Here is a 17,618-nt window from a genome sequence, read left to right on the forward strand (position 1 = left end):
CGTGGCCCCGCCCATCAGTCGGGACGAATCCCGCAGACCCCGTGCTCTCGCAGCACCCCAACCGACGTGGAGACTCATATGCCAGGCGCCATCTACGCCGAAGGTCTGGTCAAGACCTTCGGCGACGTAAGGGCACTGGACGGCGTCGACCTCGATGTCCCCGAGGGCACCGTCCTCGGCCTGCTCGGGCCGAACGGCGCCGGCAAGACGACGACGGTCCGCTGTCTGACCACCCTGCTGCGCCCCGACAGCGGCCGTGCCGTCGTCGCGGGTGTCGACGTGCTCGCGCACCCCGACGAGGTGCGGCGCTCCATCGGCCTGTCCGGCCAGTTCGCCGCCGTGGACGAGTACCTGACCGGCCGGGAGAACCTCCAGATGGTCGGCCAGCTCTACCAGATGAACGCGAAGGCCGCGAAGGCCCGCGCGGGAGAGCTGCTCGACCAGTTCCATCTCGCGGACGCCGCCGACCGGCCCGCCAAGACCTACTCCGGAGGCATGCGCCGCCGGCTCGACCTGGCCGCGGCGCTGGTGGTCTCGCCGCCCGTGATGTTCATGGACGAGCCGACCACCGGCCTCGACCCGCGCAACCGCCAGCAGCTGTGGGAGGTCATCAAGCAGCTCGTCTCCGGCGGTACGACGCTGCTGCTGACCACGCAGTACCTGGAGGAGGCCGACCACCTCGCGCACGACATCGCGGTGGTCGACCAGGGCCGCGTGATCGCCCGTGGCACCTCCGACCAGCTCAAGGCCCGCACCGGCGGCGAGCGCGTCGAGGTCGTGGTGCACGAGCGCGAGCACATGGCCGCCGCCGCCGAGGTGCTGGCCGGCTTCGGCAAGGGCGAGACGACCGTCGAGGAGCACACCCGCAAGCTGACCGTGCCCGTCAGCGGCGGTGCCAAGCTCCTCGCCGAGGTGATCCGCGAACTGGACGTCCGCGGTATAGAGATCGACGACATCGGCCTGCGCCGCCCGACCCTCGACGACGTGTTCCTGTCCCTGACGGGACACGCGGCCGAGGTCAGGGAAGAGGAGAAGGGCGAGGCCGGCGACACGTCCGCCGACGCCAAGGGCCGCAAGCGCAAGAAGGAGTCCGTCAAGTGAGTGCCGTCACCGACGCCACCCAGCGGGCCGCGCGCCCGCATCCGCTCGGCCAGTCCGTCCGGGATTCCCTGATCGTCGCCAAGCGCAACCTGATCCGGATGTCCCGGATCCCCGAGATGATCATCTTCGGGCTGTTCCAGCCGATCATGTTCGTGGTGCTGTTCAGCTATGTGTTCGGCGGCTCCATGAACATCGGCGGCAGCACGGAGCCCGGCGTCTACCGCGAGTTCCTGATGGCGGGCATCTTCGCCCAGACCGTGACCTTCGCCACGGCCGGCGCGGGTGCGGGCATCGCCGAGGACATGCACAAGGGCCTGGTCGACCGGTTCCGCTCGCTGCCCATGGCGCGTGGTGCGGTGCTGACCGGGCGCACCCTGGCCGACCTGGTGCAGACGTCGCTCACCCTGCTGGTGCTCGCGATCGTCGCCCTGCTGGTCGGCTGGCGCACCCACACGAACGTGGGCGAGGTGCTCGGCGCGTTCGGGCTGCTGCTTCTGATGGGATACGCGTTCACCTGGATCGGCGCGCTGATCGGCCTCTCCGTGCGGACGCCCGAGGCGGCCACCTCCGGTGGACTGGTCTGGCTCTTCCCGGTCACCTTCGTGTCGAACGCGTTCGTGGACTCCAGCCAGATGACGCCCTGGCTGCGGCACATCGCCGAGTGGAACCCCTTCAGTGCCACGGTCCAGGCCAGCCGCGAGCTCTTCGGCAACCCTGGCGTCTCCCAGTCGGACGCCTGGCCCATGCAGCACCCGGTCTGGGCCTCACTGATCTACTCGGCCGTGATCATCGTCATCTTCCGGACCCTCGCGGTACGGAAGTACCGCTCGGCCACGGCGTGAGGCAGCCGTGCCCGGGTCCGGTCGGCCGCCCATCCCGGCTGACCTGAGCATGACGAAGCCCCCGGCGTCGCGCGGACGCCGGGGGCTGTCGAGAGCGGGCGGACCGAGAGGGGCGCGGCAGTGGTTCGCCGCCGCGCCTCCCGTCAGCTCACTCGCTGTACGGCTCGGCCTTCAGGATCTTCACGGAGGCCTTCTTGCCGTTCGGCAGCTCGTACTCCGCGTCCTCGCCGACCTTGTTTCCGATGACGCCGGCCCCCAGCGGGGACTGCGGCGAGTAGGTCTCGATGTCGGCGCTCGCGTACTCGCGCGAGGCGAGCAGGAACGTCAGGGTGTCGTCCTCGTCACCGTCGAAGGCGATCGTCACGACCATGCCGGGCGCCACGGCGCCGTCCGCCGAGGTCGGCGCTTCGCCGACCTGGGCGTTGTCGAGGAGCTGGGTCAGCTGGCGCACACGAAGCTCCTGCTTGCCCTGCTCCTCCTTGGCCGCGTGGTACCCGCCGTTCTCGCGCAGGTCGCCCTCCTCGCGCGCGGCCGCGATCTTGGCGGCGATCTCCGTGCGCGCAGGACCAGTAAGGTACTCAAGCTCATCCTTGAGCTTGTTGTACGCCTCCTGGGTCAGCCAGGTGACGTTCTCGCTGGTCTGGGTCACAGGTGCTCCTCGTCGGTACTGGGGATACAAAGCATCGCCCTACCCAGAAGAATGTTCCTCAGCGAGTGGGCGAAACCACGAGCCTAACAATTCAGGGGCGGAAGGGGTAGGACATTCGTGCCCAAAATCACGTCAGCGCAGGTCAGAGCCTGCGGATGAGGAGTGACGTCAGTCGGCGTGGCAGCCCAGCAGCTCCGCCGTGGTACCCGGAGCGGTGGTGCGCAGTGTGACCACCTCGGTGACGCGCTCGGCGTCCCCGCCGAAGCGGAAGTCGGCCCGGCCGACCTCGGCGCCGTCGGCGGCCTGGGAGCGGACCGTGCAGTAGCCCGAGGCGCCCGCGTCCTTCTCCACCGCCAGCTCGACCTTCACCGCGTCGTCCGAGAGATCGAAGCTGATCACCTCGGCGCTGATCTTGTTCTGCGCGATGTAGTGGTAGGCGAAATAACCGATCACAGCGATGAGCAGCGCACCAAGAACCAGACCGACGACCTTGAGGGTGCGGTCGGCACGCTCGTCCGAGGAACGGCCGTAACGGCCCTCGGGCAGTCGAGTGCTCGCCGTGCTCATGATCGTCCTCTCGGCCGGGGCGGGATCCATGTCCCGAAGGGGCTTCCGGGCCGTACCCCCGGAATTATTCGCCCCCCGATTCGGTCACTATAGAAGCCGCCGTTCGCACCCGGTCACACCGGGCGCCGACCAAACGAGGATTGAGTCTTGACTGACCAGCTGCGACTGATGGCCGTCCACGCGCACCCCGACGACGAGTCGAGCAAGGGCGCGGCCACGATGGCGAAGTACGTGTCCGAGGGGGTGGACGTGCTGGTCGTGACCTGCACGGGCGGGGAGCGCGGCTCCATCCTCAATCCCAAGCTGCAGGGCGACAAGTACATCGAGGAGCACATCCACGAAGTACGCAAGAAGGAGATGGACGAGGCGCGCGAGATCCTCGGCGTCAAGCAGGAGTGGCTCGGCTTCGTCGACTCCGGCCTGCCCGAGGGCGACCCGCTGCCTCCGCTGCCGGAGGGCTGCTTCGCCCTGGAGGACGTCGACAAGGCGGCCGGTGAGCTGGTGAGGAAGATCCGTACCTTCCGTCCGCAGGTGATCACGACCTACGACGAGAACGGCGGGTACCCGCACCCCGACCACATCATGACGCACAAGATCTCGATGGTGGCGTTCGAGGGTGCGGCGGACACCGAGAAGTACCCGGAGTCGGAGTACGGCCCGGCGTACCAGCCGCTGAAGCTGTACTACAACCAGGGCTTCAACCGGCCGCGTACCGAGGCACTGCACAAGGCGCTGGTGGACCGTGACATGGAGTCCCCCTACGGGGAGTGGCTCAAGCGCTGGGACGAGTTCGGCCACAAGGACCGCACGCTGACCACGCACGTTCCGTGTGCCGACTACTTCGAGATCCGTGACAAGGCGCTGATCGCGCACGCCACGCAGATCGACCCCGACGGGGGCTGGTTCAGGGTGCCGCTGGAGCTTCAGAAGGAGGTCTGGCCGACCGAGGAGTACGAGCTCGCGAAGTCGCTCGCCGATACCTCCCTCCCCGAGGACGACCTCTTCGCGGGCGTCCGGGACAATGCCTGACATGAGCGCAAGCGCGAGCATGGCAATGACCCACCTCGTCACCCTCGCCAAGGAGATCGACGAGGACAAGGTGACCCCCGGCGTCCTCGGCTTCATCGTCTTCGCGGTGATGGCCCTGGCCGTCTGGGGCCTGATGAAGTCGATGAGCCGGCACATGGGCCGGGTCGACTTCAAGGAGGCCCCGGACCCGGCGGGGACCTCCGGCAGGGACACGGCGGAAACCGGCACGCCGGGCAGGACGTCCCAGGCCTGAGCGGCCGGCCCGCCGGGGAGAGCGACGAGGACCACCTGCTCCGCGGGCGCACCCGAGCGTGCGCCAGCGGTAGCGACCGGGCGTCCGCCCTCGGGTGGCAGGCCCGCCTGAGCGTGGGCCCGGGGGACTGAGCGTGCCTCCGCGGGTCGTCGCTGAGCGTGCGCGCCCTGGGTTGCAGCGTGCGCGGCCGCGGGGTCGGCGGCGCTGCCTGCTGAGCGTGCGCTCGTGGTCGGCAGGGCCGCCTGAGGGTGCGGCCGAGCGGGTCAGCGGGCCCGCCTGGTCCTCCCGGCCTCAGGACGGCGTAGCCACCGCCACCCCCATCACCTCGCGGGCGTGGCGGCCGGGGGTCATTCCCAGGCGCCAGGCCTGCCAGCCGGCCTCCAGTTCCACACCCCGTTCCAGCAGCAGCTGGTACGCCTCCACATAGTCGTCCAGCTTCTCGTCCCGTGCCGGATGGCCGGCCCGGGACAGCTGGGCCAGCTCCTCCTGCGCCACCGCCGTACCGACCTCCACACCACCGGGGGCGGCGTACGGCAGCAGGGTGCAGCGCAGGAAGCGGGCCCAGTCCTCACCGCGGCGGTCGCCGTACGACGCGAACAGGCCGACCGCCTCGTCGCACAGCGCCAGCGCCGCGGGAGTGCGCGCGTTGCCCGCGTCGACCACGGCCAGTTCGAGGCAGGTCCAGGCCTCGCCGTGGGCGACGCCGATGCGGTGGAAGTCGGCGCGGGCGTCGACCAGGAGCTGGCGGGCGAAACCCGAGTTGCGCAGCGAGCCCGTCTGGGCCGCGCGCTGGTCGCGGGTCGCCCGGGCCGAGTGGTGGCGGGCGCAGGCCAGGCCGTAGACGTCACGCATCCGCGAGAACATCGTGCGGGAGCGCTCCAGCTCGCGGACCGCCTGATCGAGTTCGCCCGCCTCCTCCAGCGACTGGCCAAGGTAGAAGAGGGTCCACGCCTCACCGCGCGCATCCTCGTTGTCGCGGTGCCGGGCCGCCGCCCGGCGCAGCTCCTCCACCGCCGGGAACGCGTCACCCGCCACCAGCCGGGCCCGGGCCAGCTGGGTCAGGGCCCACGCCTGGCCACGGGCGTCGCGCGTACGGCCGTACAGCTCCAGAGCCCGGCGCAGCTCCGCCTCGGCGCGCGGCACGTCACCGAGGCGCAGGTACAGCTGACCGAGCTGGAAGTGGGCCCAGGCCTCGCCGTGCAGGGACTCTCCGGCGCGGTGCAGCTCCAGGGAGCGGTTCAGCAGGTCGAAGGCCTCGGCGAGGTGCGCGCGATCGCGTTCCACCGCGGCCAGCGCGTGCATCGTCCAGGCCCGGTCCGTGGCCAGCGACGGCGCGGACTGCATGTCGAGGGCCTCCCGGAGCCGGGCCGCCGCCTCGGTGAGGTTGCCCTGGTGGTGCAGGGTGATACCGAGAGAGCACAGGGCGCGGGCAGCGCCCGCGTCGTGGTGCGCCTCCCGGTACAGGTCGACCACCGACGTCAGCGTCGAGCGCGCCTTGTCCAGCTCGCCCAGCTGGCGGGCCGCGATGCCGGTGCGCCACTGCACCGACCGGATCAGCAGGCCCTGGTCGACGGCCTGGGCCAGTTCGCTGATCTCGCCGAGGCGGTAGAGGTCGCCGCGCAGCAGGCAGTAGTCGCACAGCGCGCCCAGCAGGTTCAGCACGGCTCCCTGGTCGACGCCCTCCGCGTGCCGCAGCGCGGCCGTGATGAAGCTGGACTCGTCGTCCAGCCAGCGCAGCGCCTCGTCCAGCGAGGTGAAGCCGTGCGGGCCGAAGCGGTCGGAGCGGGTCGACATGTTGCCGTCGACCAGGCGCAGCACGGAGTCGGCGAGGTCGGCGTAGTTCACGATCAGCCGCTCCTGTGCCGCCGCCCGCTCGTTCGCCTCCTCCTCGTCCACCAGCCGCGCGTGCGCGAAGGCGCGGACGAGGTCGTGCAGGCGGTAGCGGCTGCCGCGGACGTGGTCGATCAGACCCGCCCGGGACAGCGCGACGAGATGCCGGGACGCCTCGGCCTCGTCGGTGGCGAGCAGGGACGCCGCCGCCGCGGCGCCGAGCGAGGCCCGGCCGACGAGGGCGAGGCGCCGCAGCAGCCGCCGGGCCGGTTCGTTCTGGTCGGTGTAGCGCAGCCACAGGGCCCGCTCGACCGGGTCCACGGGGCCGTACGCGCCGAGGTCGGACGCCAGTCGGCGGGGTGAGCGAGGGCCCAGCGAGGAGCCCGCGATGCGCAGCGCCAGCGGCAGACCACCGCACAACTGCCGGATCAGCCCGGCGGACTCGGCGTCGTACGGCCCCGTCTCGCCCTGCGCCGCCGCGCCCGTCAGCTCCTCCGCGCTCGCCGTGTCGAGCGGCTCGACGGCCAGCTGGTGCACCCACGCCGGGAGGTCGCCGGGCAGGTCGAGCGGCGCCCGCGCGGTGACCAGGACCAGGCTGTCGGACCGCTCGGGGATCAGCGCGCGCACCTGGCCGGGGTCCGAGGCGTCGTCGAGCACGACGGTGACGGGCACACCGGTCAGATGGTGGTGGTAGAGCTCACTCAGCCGCTTGACCTGCTGGTCCGCCGACGAACGCTCCCGGAACAGCAGTTGCTCGCGCGGCGCGCCCAGCCGGTTCAGCAGATGCAGCAGGGCCTCGCGGGTGGACAGTGGCGGCTCGTCCCGGCTGTCGCCGCGCAGATCGACGACGCACGCGCCGCGAAACTGGTCCTTCAGGTCGTGGGTGGCACGCACCGCGAGAGTGCTGCGGCCGCTGCCGGGCGCCCCGTGCAGCACGACCACCGTCGGCCGGGTCTGCGTACTGGCGCGCGCCGCCTGCACCCACTGCCGGATCCGCGCCATCTCCTGCCGCCGGCCCGCGAACGGACCCACCGGCTCCGGGAGCTGTCCGAACGACTGCTGCAGCACACTCCGCCCGCGCGCCGCCCCGCTCTTGTCCGCACCCAGCAGCTTGGGCCCGGGCTTCTTCGGACCGGTCGACGCGGCCAGCACCCGCTGCTGGTCGAGGAACGGACGGATACCGCGTACCTCCAGCGCCGTCAGCCACTGCAACCGCAGCTGTTCCGGCCCGCCCGGCTGGCCCACCGCACCGGCCCGGTGGTGCGCGGCCGGCAGATGTGAACCGGCCACCTTCAGCACGGTCGTCGCCGCGCCCACCACCCCGACGGTCACGCCCGCGCCGAGCGCCGTCGACGTCCCCGTACCGAACGCCAGATCGGCGACCACCGCCGCCACGGCGGCCACCCCCGCCACGACCAGCGGCGTACCGGCACCTTCACGCGCGTAGCGCTGCCCGAACGTCAGCCGGCCGGCCTCCGTCTCGTCCAGGGCCCGCGTGTAGGCCTCGTACTCCTCGGCGGCGGTCCGCGCCATCGCGTCCAGCTCCCCACGCGCCCGCGCCAGCAGCACCTTGCCGTCGCTACGGCCACCGGAGCGCCGAACCTCCTCCTCCACCGCCCGTACCAACAGCCGCTCGGCCTCCACCCGATGACCGTCCCGCATGTCCCGTCCCCCTCCGGCGCCAACTGCCATAGCTACGAGTGTCCTTGCGCGAGCCCGCGATGGCGAGAGGGCGGCGATCACCGGCCCGGGGAGATGGCGGCCGGCCGTTGCGACAGCTCTCCGCCCCGCTCGCCCCCACCTGCCCCCGGCCGGTCGTATCGGCAGCCTCCCGCGCCGTCGGGCAGGATGGAGGTATGCCGAACCGACTGGCGCACGAGACGTCCCCGTACCTCCTTCAGCACGCCGACAACCCCGTCGACTGGTGGCCCTGGTCGGAGCAGGCGTTCGAGGAGGCACGACGGCTCGACGTCCCCGTGCACCTGAGCGTCGGCTACTCGAGCTGTCACTGGTGCCATGTCCTCGCCAAGGAGAGCTTCGAGGACCAGGCCACCGCCGACTACCTCAACGAGCACTTCGTCAACATCAAGGTCGATCGTGAGGAGCGGCCCGACGTCGACGCCGTGTACATGGAGGCCCTGCAGGCGGCCACCGGGCAGGGCGGGTGGCCGATGACGGTGTTCCTGACGGCGGAGGGCGAGCCGTTCTACTTCGGGACGTACTTCCCGCCGGCGCCCCGGCACGGGATGCCCTCCTTCCGGCAGGTGCTGGAGGGGGTCGGCTCCGCGTGGCGGGACCGCCGTGCGGAGGTCACCGACGTGGCGGGGAAGATCGCGCGGGATCTCGCGGAGCGGGAGATCGGGTTCGGCGGCTCCGAGGCGCCCGGTGAGCAGGAGCTGGCGCAGGCGCTGCTCGGGCTGACCCGGGAGTACGACGCGCAGCGCGGTGGCTTCGGCGGGGCGCCGAAGTTCCCGCCGTCCATGGTCGTGGAGTTCCTGCTGCGCCATCACGCCCGGACGGGTGCCGAGGGCGCGTTGCAGATGGCGCAGGACACCTGTGAGCGGATGGCCCGGGGCGGGATCTACGACCAGCTCGGTGGCGGCTTCGCCCGGTACTCCGTCGACCGGGACTGGGTGGTGCCGCACTTCGAGAAGATGCTGTACGACAACGCCCTGCTGTGCCGGGTGTACGCCCATCTGTGGCGTGCGACGGGATCCGAGCCGGCCCGGCGGGTCGCGCTGGAGACCGCGGACTTCCTGGTCGCCGAACTCGGCACCGAACAGGGCGGTTTCGCCTCCGCGCTGGACGCGGACAGCGACGACGGGACGGGGAAGCACGTCGAGGGGGCGTACTACGTGTGGACGCCCGCGCAGTTGCGCGAGGTCCTCGGGGACGACGACGCCGAACTCGCCGTCCGGTACTTCGGGGTGACGGAGGAGGGCACGTTCGAGGAGGGCGCCTCGGTCCTGCAACTTCCGCAGTCCGACGGCGTGTTCGATGCGCAGAAGGTCGAGTCCGTCAGGCGGCGGCTGCTGGCGGCGCGTGCCGAGCGTCCGGCGCCGGGACGGGACGACAAGGTCGTCGCCGCCTGGAACGGCCTGGCGATCGCCGCCCTGGCCGAGACCGGCGCCTACTTCGACCGCCCCGACCTGGTGGAGGCCGCTGTCGCCGCCGCCGACCTGCTCGTCCGCGTCCACCTCGACGACCAGGCGCGCCTGGCGCGGACCAGCAAGGACGGCCGGGTCGGCGGCAGCGCGGGCGTCCTGGAGGACTACGCCGACGTGGCCGAGGGCTTTCTCGCGCTGGCGTCCGTCACCGGTGAGGGCGTCTGGCTCGAATTCGCCGGGCTGCTGCTCGACCACGTCCTTGTGCGGTTCAGGGACGAGAAGACGGGTGGCCTGTTCGACACCGCTGCCGACGCCGAGAAGCTGATCCGCCGTCCGCAGGACCCGACCGACAACGCCACCCCGTCCGGGTGGACCGCGGCCGCGGGCGCGCTGCTGAGCTATGCCGCCCAGACCGGCGCCGAGCCTCATCGCGCGGCCGCCGAGCAGGCGTTGGGTGTGGTGAAGGCGCTCGGGTCGCGGGTGCCGCGGTTCATCGGCTGGGGCCTCGCGGTCGCGGAGGCCTGGCTGGACGGGCCGCGTGAGGTCGCCGTCGTGGGTCCCGCGCTCGACGACGAGGCGACGAGGTCCCTGCACCGCACGGCACTTCTGGGCACCGCGCCGGGTGCGGTGGTCGCGTACGGCGTGCCGGGGAACGAGGAGTTCCCGTTGCTCGCCGACCGTCCGCTGGTCGGCGGTGAACCGACTGCGTACGTGTGTCGTAATTTCACCTGTGACGCGCCGACGACGGATCCGGAACGGCTGCGCGTGGCGCTGAAGGCCTGATCAGGCGCCGGTCGGGGCTGCGCAATTGGGCACGTGTTCGGACACGTCCCGCTAGGCGCCGCCCCGTTCCGAAACAAGCTATTTATCGGAACAGCTACCGCGCTTCACAGTTCCCCCCTACTCTCTCCACAGTGCCGCGGCGGACGAACTGCTCCGCCGCGCCTGGGGGGATTTTGAAGATCTGGGGGGATCTTTTGCTGACGTCTGTCTTCATCGCCGCCGTTTCGCTTGCCCTGTTCTGGATGGCGGCCTTCACTCTGTGGTGGCAGATGCACGCGTGGCGTACGCCCGAAGTGCTTGCCTCCACCCGTTTCAGCCGGCCGGACGGCGCCGAGCACGTGTCGTTCTCGCTGCTGCTTCCGGCGCGGCACGAGCAGGCCGTACTGGACCACACCATCCAGCGCCTGCTGGAGTCCACCCACACCGACTTCGAGATCATCGTCATCGTCGGGCACGACGACCCGGAGACCACCGAGGTGGCCCGGCGGGCGGAGGCCCGTGACCCGCGCGTGCGGGTCGTCGTCGACACCCACGAGAAGAAGAACAAGCCGAAGGCCATGAACACGGCGCTGCCGCACTGCCGCGGCAATGTCGTAGGGGTCTTCGACGCCGAGGATCAGGTGCACCCCCAACTGCTCGCCCATGTCGACCACGCGTTCCGGTCCACCGGCGCGGACGTGGTCCAGGGCGGGGTGCAGCTGATCAACTTCCACTCCAGCTGGTACAGCCTGCGCAACTGCCTGGAGTACTTCTTCTGGTTCCGCTCCAGGCTTCATCTGCACGCCCAGAAGGGGTTCATCCCGCTCGGCGGCAACACGGTCTTCGTCCGCACCGAGGTGCTGCGCGAGGCCGACGGCTGGGACCCCAACTGCCTGGCCGAGGACTGCGATCTGGGCGTGCGGCTGTCCAGCGTCGGCAAGAAGGTCGTCGTCGCCTACGACTCCGACATGGTCACCCGTGAGGAGACCCCCGGCAGTCTGATGTCCCTGCTCAAGCAGCGCACCCGCTGGAACCAGGGCTTCCTCCAGGTCTACCGGAAGAAGGACTGGAAGCAGCTGCCCGGCTTCCGTCAGCGGCTGCTCGCCCGCTACACCCTGATGACGCCGTACCTCCAGGCGATCTCCGGCGTGATCATTCCGCTCAACGTGGCCATCGCCCTCTTCCTCGACGTGCCGGTCGGCGTCGCCTTCATCACCTTCCTGCCGGCCGTCACCGCGCTCGTCACCTTCGTGTTCGAGCTCGTCGGGCTGCACGACTTCGGCAAGCAGTACGGGCTCCGGGTCCGTCTGGTGCACTACCTGAAGCTGATCATCGGCGGGCCCTTCTACCAGGTGCTCCTCGCCGGAGCCGCTGTCCGCGCAGTGTGGCGTGAACAACGCGGCCGTAACGACTGGGAGTTGACCAGCCACGTCGGCGCACATCTCGCGCACGTGAACCGAGAGGACGTTCCTGCGTGACCTCCACACTTCCCGCGGCGACCGGAGTCAAGGTCCCCGCGCAGCGGACAGCTGTGCCCAGATCCGGTGCGACACACCGGGCAAAGCCACCCAAGAGACTCCGTTCCTCCCGCCTCGACCTCATCGTGTGCGGTCTGCTGCTCGTGGCGATCCTGGTCGTGCAGGGCTGGAACATCGCCGACTACCCGACCCTCAGCGACGACGAGGGCACCTACCTCGCGCAGGCCTGGGCCGTGCAGGAGGGCCGGGGCCTGGCCCACTACACCTACTGGTACGACCACCCCCCGTTCGGCTGGATCCAGATCGCCGTGCTGACCTGGATTCCCGCGTACTTCGCGCCCGAGTCGATGACCGTCGGCTCGATGCGCGTCATGATGCTGCTGATCAGCGCGATCAGCGCGGTCCTCGTGTACGTCCTCGCGCGCCGCCTGTCGCTGCCCCGCTGGGCGGCCGGGCTCGCGATGGCGCTGTTCGGGCTCTCCCCGCTGTCGGTGGTCCTGCAGCGCGAAATCTTCCTGGACAACATCGCCGTGATGTGGACGCTGCTCGCGTTCACCCTCGCCGCGTCCCCGAGCCGTCATCTGTGGCACCACTTCGGGGCGGGCATGGCGGCCGCGGCCGCGGTGCTCACCAAGGAGACGATGCTGCTCGTGCTGCCGGCCGTGCTGATCACCATGTGGCGGCACAGCCATCGCGACACCCGCAAGTTCGCGATCACCGGCGCGATCACCGCGTGTGTGCTGCTGGGGATCTCGTACCCCCTCTTCGCGCTGCTGAAGGGCGAGTTGCTGCCGGGCAGTGGGCATGTCTCGCTGTGGGACGGCATCGTCTACCAGATGAGCCGCCCCGGCTCCGGGTTCATCCTCGAACCCGGCACCGGCTCCTACGGCGTGCTCCAGTCCTGGCTGTACTACGACCGCGTGCTGCCTCTCGGCGGGCTCGCCGGCGCGCTGCTGCTCCTGGCCACGTGGCGCTGGTCGGTGACCGCGCGGGCGCTCGCCGGGCCCGCGCTGGCCGTGGCGATCCTCGCCGGCATGGCGCTGCGGCCGGGCTATCTGCCGGCCATGTACATCATCCAGGCGCTGCCGTTCCTCGCCCTGGTGCTCGCCGGGGGCACGGCTTCCGTCGCCCACGCGGTGCTGCGGCGGTGGCGCCGGGCGGGCGAGACGAAGTACCTGACGGGTGGGCGGTACGCGCTCGCCGTCGTTCTCGCGCTCGCCGCGGGCGCGTACGTCGTACCGCGCTGGTACGAAGGCGACCGCACCGCCATGACCGCCGACGCCAACGCCCCCTACCGGGCCGCCTCCAAGTGGCTGGCCGCCGAGGTCGAGGACCCCGAGGACACCCGCGTCCTCGTCGACGACGCCCTCTGGCTGGACCTCGTGCACCAGGGCTACCGGCCCGGGCTCGGCGTCATCTGGTTCTACAAGGCCGACCTCGACCCGGCCGTCACCAAGACCATGCCGAACGGCTGGCGCGATCTCGACTACGTGGTCGCCTCGCCGACGGTACGCCGCGACGCGGTCGACCTGCCGAACGTCAAGGCCGCGATGGACCACTCGACGCCGGTCGCCGTGTTCGGCGCCGGTGAGGACCGGATCGAGATCCGGCGGATCCAGGGTGCCGGGACGGGAGGCGACCGATGAGCCACGAGTCAGTGGTCCCCGGCGAGCTCGGGGATCCGGCGGCGTACGCCGCCGAGGTGCCCGAGCCGGGCGCCGTCACCATCGTCGTACCGACCTTCAACGAGTCCGCCAACATCCGTGAACTGCTGCACCAGATCACCGAGTCGGTGCCGTCCCGGCTGCCCTGCGAGGTCGTGTTCGTGGACGACTCCACGGACGACACCCCGGAGGTGATCCACAAGGCCGCCCAGGACTGTCCCTTTCCGGTGACCGTGCTGCACCGCGAGGAGCCCGTGGGCGGGCTCGGCGGTGCGGTGGTCGAGGGCATGAAGGCGGCCGGGTCCGACTGGATCGTCGTCATGGACGGCGACTGCCAGCATCCGCCCTCACTGGTGCCGGAGCTGGTCGCGACGGGGGAGCGGGCGAACGCCGGACTGGTCGTCGCCTCCCGCTACATCAAGGGAGGCAGCCGCGCCGGACTCGCCGGCAGCTACCGCGTGGCCGTCTCACGGGTGGCGACCTGGCTGACGAAGTCGCTGTTCCCGCGCAGGCTGCACGGCATCAGCGACCCGATGAGCGGATTCTTCGCCATCCGCCGCAGCGCGGTCACCGCCGACGTCCTCCAGCCGCTCGGCTACAAGATCCTCCTCGAACTCGCGGTGCGCAGCCGCCCCCGTGGGGTCACCGAGGTCCCGTTCGTCTTTCAGGACCGCTTCGCCGGGGAGTCCAAGTCGACCGCGCAGGAGGGGATGCGCTTCCTGCGGCACCTGGTCGGGCTGCGCACGGCCTCCCCGCTCGCCCGCATGATCGTCTTCGGGCTGATCGGGCTGACCGGCTTCGTGCCGAACCTCGCCGGACTGTGGGCGCTCACCGCGGCCGGGATGCACTACCTGCCCGCCGAGATTCTCGCCAACCAGCTCGGCGTGGCCTGGAACTTCCTGCTCATCGAGAAGCTGCTGTTCCGTGAGCGGCGGCAGTTCCGGCACTGGGCCGACCGCACGGCGCGGTTCGCCCTGCTCGCCAACGCCGACCTGCTGGTACGTATCCCGCTGATCGCGCTGCTGGTCGCCACGTTCGGGATGGGCGCGCTCCCTGCCACCGCGCTGGCGCTCGTCATCACCTTCGTCCTGCGCTTCGTGGGGACCGAAGCGCTGGTGTATCTCCCGCGCCGTCCAGGCCGCCACGGAAAACGGAGCCGCACAGCAAGGAGCACCACATGAGATCAAGACGCAGAACCGCACTGCTGGCCGTCGCGGGCCTCACCGGCGGGCTGCTTCTGACGGCACCCCAGCCCGCGTCCGCCGCCAACCTCATCAAGAACCCCGGCTTCGAGACGGCGGGCACCGTCGACATGCCGTACTGCTGGTCGAAGTCGGGCTGGGGCGACAACGACTTCGCCTTCGAGACGGTGGCCGACGCCCACACCGGCAGCAAGGCCATGAAGGTCACGCTCACGCGGCGGGTCGAGGGCGACCGCAAGGCCCTGATCACCGAGTCCGCCACCTGCGCGCCGGTCGTCACGCCGGGCAAGCAGTACGACCTGGGCCTCTGGTACAAGTCGACCACGCCGGACGCCAACATCACGCTGTTCCGGCACGACGCCACCGCCGGCTGGCAGTACTGGACCGACCTGAAGACGCTGGAGATGGCGGGCCCCTGGACCGAGGCCACGGTGCGTACGCCGGAGGTCCCGGCGGGCACGGACCGGATCTCCTGGGGTGTCTCCGTCTACGGCACCGGCTCCGTGACCACCGACGACTACACGATGGAGCAGGTCGCCGAGCCGGTCCCGGAGCCGGAGTGCACGGGCACGCCGCAGGAGTGCGCCAACGGCAGGTGGGAGGTGCTGCCGGTGCAGAACCCGGTGCGCTCGATGCACTCCGTGGTGCTGCACAACGGCAAGGTGCTGCTGATCGCGGGCTCCGGCAACGACACCGACATGTTCGAGGCGGGCACGTTCACCTCCGCGGTCTACGACCCGCAGACCGGCAACTACAAGGTCGTGCCCACGCCGGACGACATGTTCTGCGCCGGTCACGTGCAGTTGTCCGACGGCCGGGTGCTGATCATGAGCGGCAACAAGGGCTACCCGTCGGCGGACGGCACGGTCGGCTACCAGGGGTACAAGGACTCGTACATCTTCGACCCCGCGACCGAGTCGTACATCAAGACGAACGACATGAACGACGGGCACTGGTACCCGTCGGCGACGATCCTCGGCAACGGTGACGTCATCTCCTTCGGCGGGCTGCGGGAGGACTCGACCGGCTCGGTGACCGCCGAGCTGTGGTCCGACGACGAGCAGCAGTGGCAGCCGCTGTGGAAGGTCAACCAGACCTGGTCCTACTGGGGTCTGTACCCGTCGATGATCCTGATGCAGGACGGCCGCCTCTTCTACTCGGGCAGCCATGTCTTCGGCAACAACATCCCCGGCACCGGCTCCGCGATCTACGACTACGGCGCCAACACCGTCACCCAGGTGCCCGGCCTGCAGAACAAGGACGAGCGGGACCAGTCGGCGAGCGTGCTGCTGCCCCCGGCGCAGGACCAGAAGGTGCTCACCCTGGGCGGCGGCAACATCGACTCCAACCCGGTGGCGAACCGGCTGACCGACGTCATCGACCTCAAGCAGCCGAACCCGGCGTACGTCGCCGGCCCGCCCATCCCGCAGGGCACCGTCGACCTCGGCAACGGGCCCGTCCCGCAGACGGGCAACCAGGGCAAGATGTACGTCTCCGCGGTGCTGCTGCCGGACGGCAAGGTCCTGGAGACCGGCGGCGCGCTGCACAACCGTGCCAACCCGGTCTTCGAGACGTCGATCTACGACCCGGCCACCAACACGTTCGACCCGGTGGCCGCCGACCCCGAGGCCCGCGGCTACCACTCCTCGGCGTTCCTGCTGCCCGACGGCCGGGTGATGACCACCGGCGACAACCCGGGCAACGGCACCTGGAACCACAACGTGTCCATCTACACCCCGCCGTACCTGCTCAACGGCGAGCGCCCGTCGATCACTTCGGTGATCGACACCCAGTGGACCTACGGCGACACCCAGCGCATCACGGTCGACCGGCCCATCGCCAAGGCCGAGCTGATCCGCCCGGCGGCGGTGACGCACTCGTCCGACCCGAACCAGCGGTTCGTGGACCTGCCGCTGAGCGTGGACGGCGACAACATCGACCTCAACGTGACGAGCAACCCCAACATGGCTCCGCCCGGCTGGTACATGCTCTTCGCGGTCGACGCGAACGGCGTGCCGTCGGTCGCCAAGTGGGTGCACCTGTCGGGCCCGCAGGCCATGAGGGCGACGGACGCCTCCGCGCACGTGCACTCCTTTGCTGACGACCTGTCCGGCAAGGTGACCAGGCCCGGCAAGAAGCGGGCCTCGCAGAAGGTCCCCGCCACGGTCGCCGGCTGCGACCGCCACTACGGCTCCGCGAACGTCTGCGTGCCGACCGCCTTCCCGGCGGAGGTGAAGAGGACCACGGTGGCCCGCTGCACCTGGCTGAAGCAGCACGACTACGGCCGGCTGAAGGTCAACGGAAAGGACGACCCGCTGCGCCTCGACCCCGACCGGGACGGCGTGGCCTGCGGAAAGGGTGATGTGCGCCGGCGCTAGCCGCGGCTCGGGAACTCGGTGAGGGCGCGCTCCACGATGGCCACCAGCTGCTCGTGGTGCGCGCCCTTCCAGTACGCCCGCCCGCACTCGCGGCACTGCGCGAAGACGTCGTACGACCGGTGCGTTCCGCCCTTGAGCTGCTCGGCCACCTCTTGCTTGGTGGCCTCCCGCAGCAGGCCGTTGCAGGCGGTGCACCGGGTCCAGGGGCGCAGCTCGGGGGAGAACCGGTCGAGGATGTCGCGGAGTTGGTCCTCGGGGCTGGTGCTGTACACGTAGGCGCCGGCCCACAGCTCGCGGCGGCGCAGCAGGCCGCGGTCGCGGCTGAGCATGACGCGGCGTTCGGCTGCCGAGCGGGCGGCGAGCGCCGGGTCGCCGATGTCCGTGGACTCGTAGGCCGTGTCGACTCCGAGCAGGCGCAGCCGGCGGGCGAGGGTGCCGAGGTGGACGTCGAGGAGGAACCGCAGCGGGGCGCCCGCGATCTGCTGCGGGCGCCGGACGGCGCGGACGGTGACCGTCTCGCCGTCCTTCGGGACGTGGGCCGGCGGCACTGTGCGGCCGTCGACGACGAGCGCGCCCACCTCGGTGAGCGGGACGCCGAGCGACTCGACGACATGGCCGAGCGTCGAGACCCCGTCCGTGCTGACCGGGGTGGCGCCGCGGCGCCGGCCGTTCGGTACGAACAAGCGCAGTCCGGCGGCGAATTCGACGTGGATCTCGGGTCGGTTCACCTGATCAGCATCCCACGGGAGGAAGCGC

Annotated in this window: 13 protein-coding genes; 9 read left to right on the top strand and 4 right to left on the bottom strand. The window is 70.7% G+C overall.

All coding sequences use genetic code 11. From position 1 onward, the window contains the following. Positions 1–78: 78 nt before the first annotated feature. Together AB0O67_RS07080 and AB0O67_RS07085 are read left to right on the top strand one after the other, a co-directional pair. Positions 79–1,101 (top strand): ATP-binding cassette domain-containing protein, encoded by a 1,023-nt coding sequence (locus tag AB0O67_RS07080; protein WP_365447029.1) that lies wholly within the window; start codon positions 79–81, stop codon positions 1,099–1,101. Beyond that, positions 1,098–1,943 (top strand): ABC transporter permease, encoded by an 846-nt coding sequence (locus AB0O67_RS07085; protein WP_365447031.1) that lies wholly within the window; start codon positions 1,098–1,100, stop codon positions 1,941–1,943. The genes AB0O67_RS07080 and AB0O67_RS07085 overlap by 4 nt, the downstream gene beginning before the upstream one ends. Positions 1,944–2,091: 148 nt before the next feature. Here AB0O67_RS07085 and greA read toward each other — a convergent pair whose 3' ends face one another. Beyond that, positions 2,092–2,592 (bottom strand): transcription elongation factor GreA, encoded by a 501-nt coding sequence (greA, locus tag AB0O67_RS07090; RefSeq protein ID WP_365447033.1) that lies wholly within the window; start codon positions 2,590–2,592, stop codon positions 2,092–2,094. A 168-nt stretch (positions 2,593–2,760) separates the two neighbouring features. Beyond that, the gene (locus AB0O67_RS07095; RefSeq protein ID WP_365447035.1) at positions 2,761–3,159 is read right to left on the bottom strand and encodes a DUF4307 domain-containing protein; all 399 of its coding nucleotides are present in this window, start codon (positions 3,157–3,159) and stop codon (positions 2,761–2,763) included. 168 nt (positions 3,160–3,327) lie between these two features. On the opposite strand from AB0O67_RS07095, the gene mca reads away from it, so the two are divergent. Both mca and AB0O67_RS07105 read left to right on the top strand, forming a co-directional pair. Beyond that, positions 3,328–4,188, top strand: a complete 861-nt coding sequence (gene mca, locus AB0O67_RS07100) for a mycothiol conjugate amidase Mca (protein ID WP_365447125.1) — start codon at positions 3,328–3,330, stop codon at positions 4,186–4,188. Further along, the gene (locus AB0O67_RS07105; protein WP_365447037.1) at positions 4,181–4,441 is read left to right on the top strand and encodes a hypothetical protein; all 261 of its coding nucleotides are present in this window, start codon (positions 4,181–4,183) and stop codon (positions 4,439–4,441) included. The genes mca and AB0O67_RS07105 overlap by 8 nt, the downstream gene beginning before the upstream one ends. A gap of 291 nt (positions 4,442–4,732) precedes the next feature. Here the strand turns inward: AB0O67_RS07105 and AB0O67_RS07110 are convergent, their stop codons facing one another. Next, on the bottom strand, positions 4,733–7,933 hold the full coding sequence (locus tag AB0O67_RS07110) for a tetratricopeptide repeat protein (protein WP_365447039.1): 3,201 nt from the start codon (positions 7,931–7,933) through the stop codon (positions 4,733–4,735). Positions 7,934–8,127: 194 nt separating this feature from the next. On the opposite strand from AB0O67_RS07110, the gene AB0O67_RS07115 reads away from it, so the two are divergent. The 5 genes from AB0O67_RS07115 (at position 8,128) to AB0O67_RS07135 (ending at position 16,862) form a co-directional block, all read left to right on the top strand. Continuing rightward, positions 8,128–10,161 (top strand): thioredoxin domain-containing protein, encoded by a 2,034-nt coding sequence (locus AB0O67_RS07115; RefSeq protein ID WP_365447041.1) that lies wholly within the window; start codon positions 8,128–8,130, stop codon positions 10,159–10,161. Positions 10,162–10,355: 194 nt separating this feature from the next. Further along, positions 10,356–11,618: a glycosyltransferase gene (locus AB0O67_RS07120; RefSeq protein WP_365447043.1), complete on the top strand. Its 1,263-nt coding sequence runs from the start codon at positions 10,356–10,358 to the stop codon at positions 11,616–11,618. Next, entirely contained in the window at positions 11,615–13,264 is a 1,650-nt protein-coding gene (locus tag AB0O67_RS07125) for a phospholipid carrier-dependent glycosyltransferase (RefSeq protein ID WP_365447045.1), read from the top strand. Before AB0O67_RS07120 ends, AB0O67_RS07125 begins: the two co-directional genes overlap by 4 nt. Continuing rightward, the gene (locus AB0O67_RS07130) at positions 13,261–14,463 is read left to right on the top strand and encodes a glycosyltransferase family 2 protein (RefSeq protein ID WP_365447047.1); all 1,203 of its coding nucleotides are present in this window, start codon (positions 13,261–13,263) and stop codon (positions 14,461–14,463) included. Before AB0O67_RS07125 ends, AB0O67_RS07130 begins: the two co-directional genes overlap by 4 nt. After that, entirely contained in the window at positions 14,460–16,862 is a 2,403-nt protein-coding gene (locus AB0O67_RS07135; RefSeq protein WP_365447049.1) for a galactose oxidase-like domain-containing protein, read from the top strand. The genes AB0O67_RS07130 and AB0O67_RS07135 overlap by 4 nt, the downstream gene beginning before the upstream one ends. On the opposite strand, the gene AB0O67_RS07140 is transcribed toward AB0O67_RS07135, so the two are convergent. Beyond that, positions 16,859–17,590 (bottom strand): Mut7-C RNAse domain-containing protein, encoded by a 732-nt coding sequence (locus tag AB0O67_RS07140; protein ID WP_365447051.1) that lies wholly within the window; start codon positions 17,588–17,590, stop codon positions 16,859–16,861. The genes AB0O67_RS07135 and AB0O67_RS07140 overlap by 4 nt on opposite strands. Positions 17,591–17,618 lie beyond the last annotated feature (28 nt).

The organism is Streptomyces sp. NPDC086077 (assembly GCF_040686175.1).
Classification (GTDB): Bacteria; Actinomycetota; Actinomycetes; order Streptomycetales; family Streptomycetaceae; genus Streptomyces.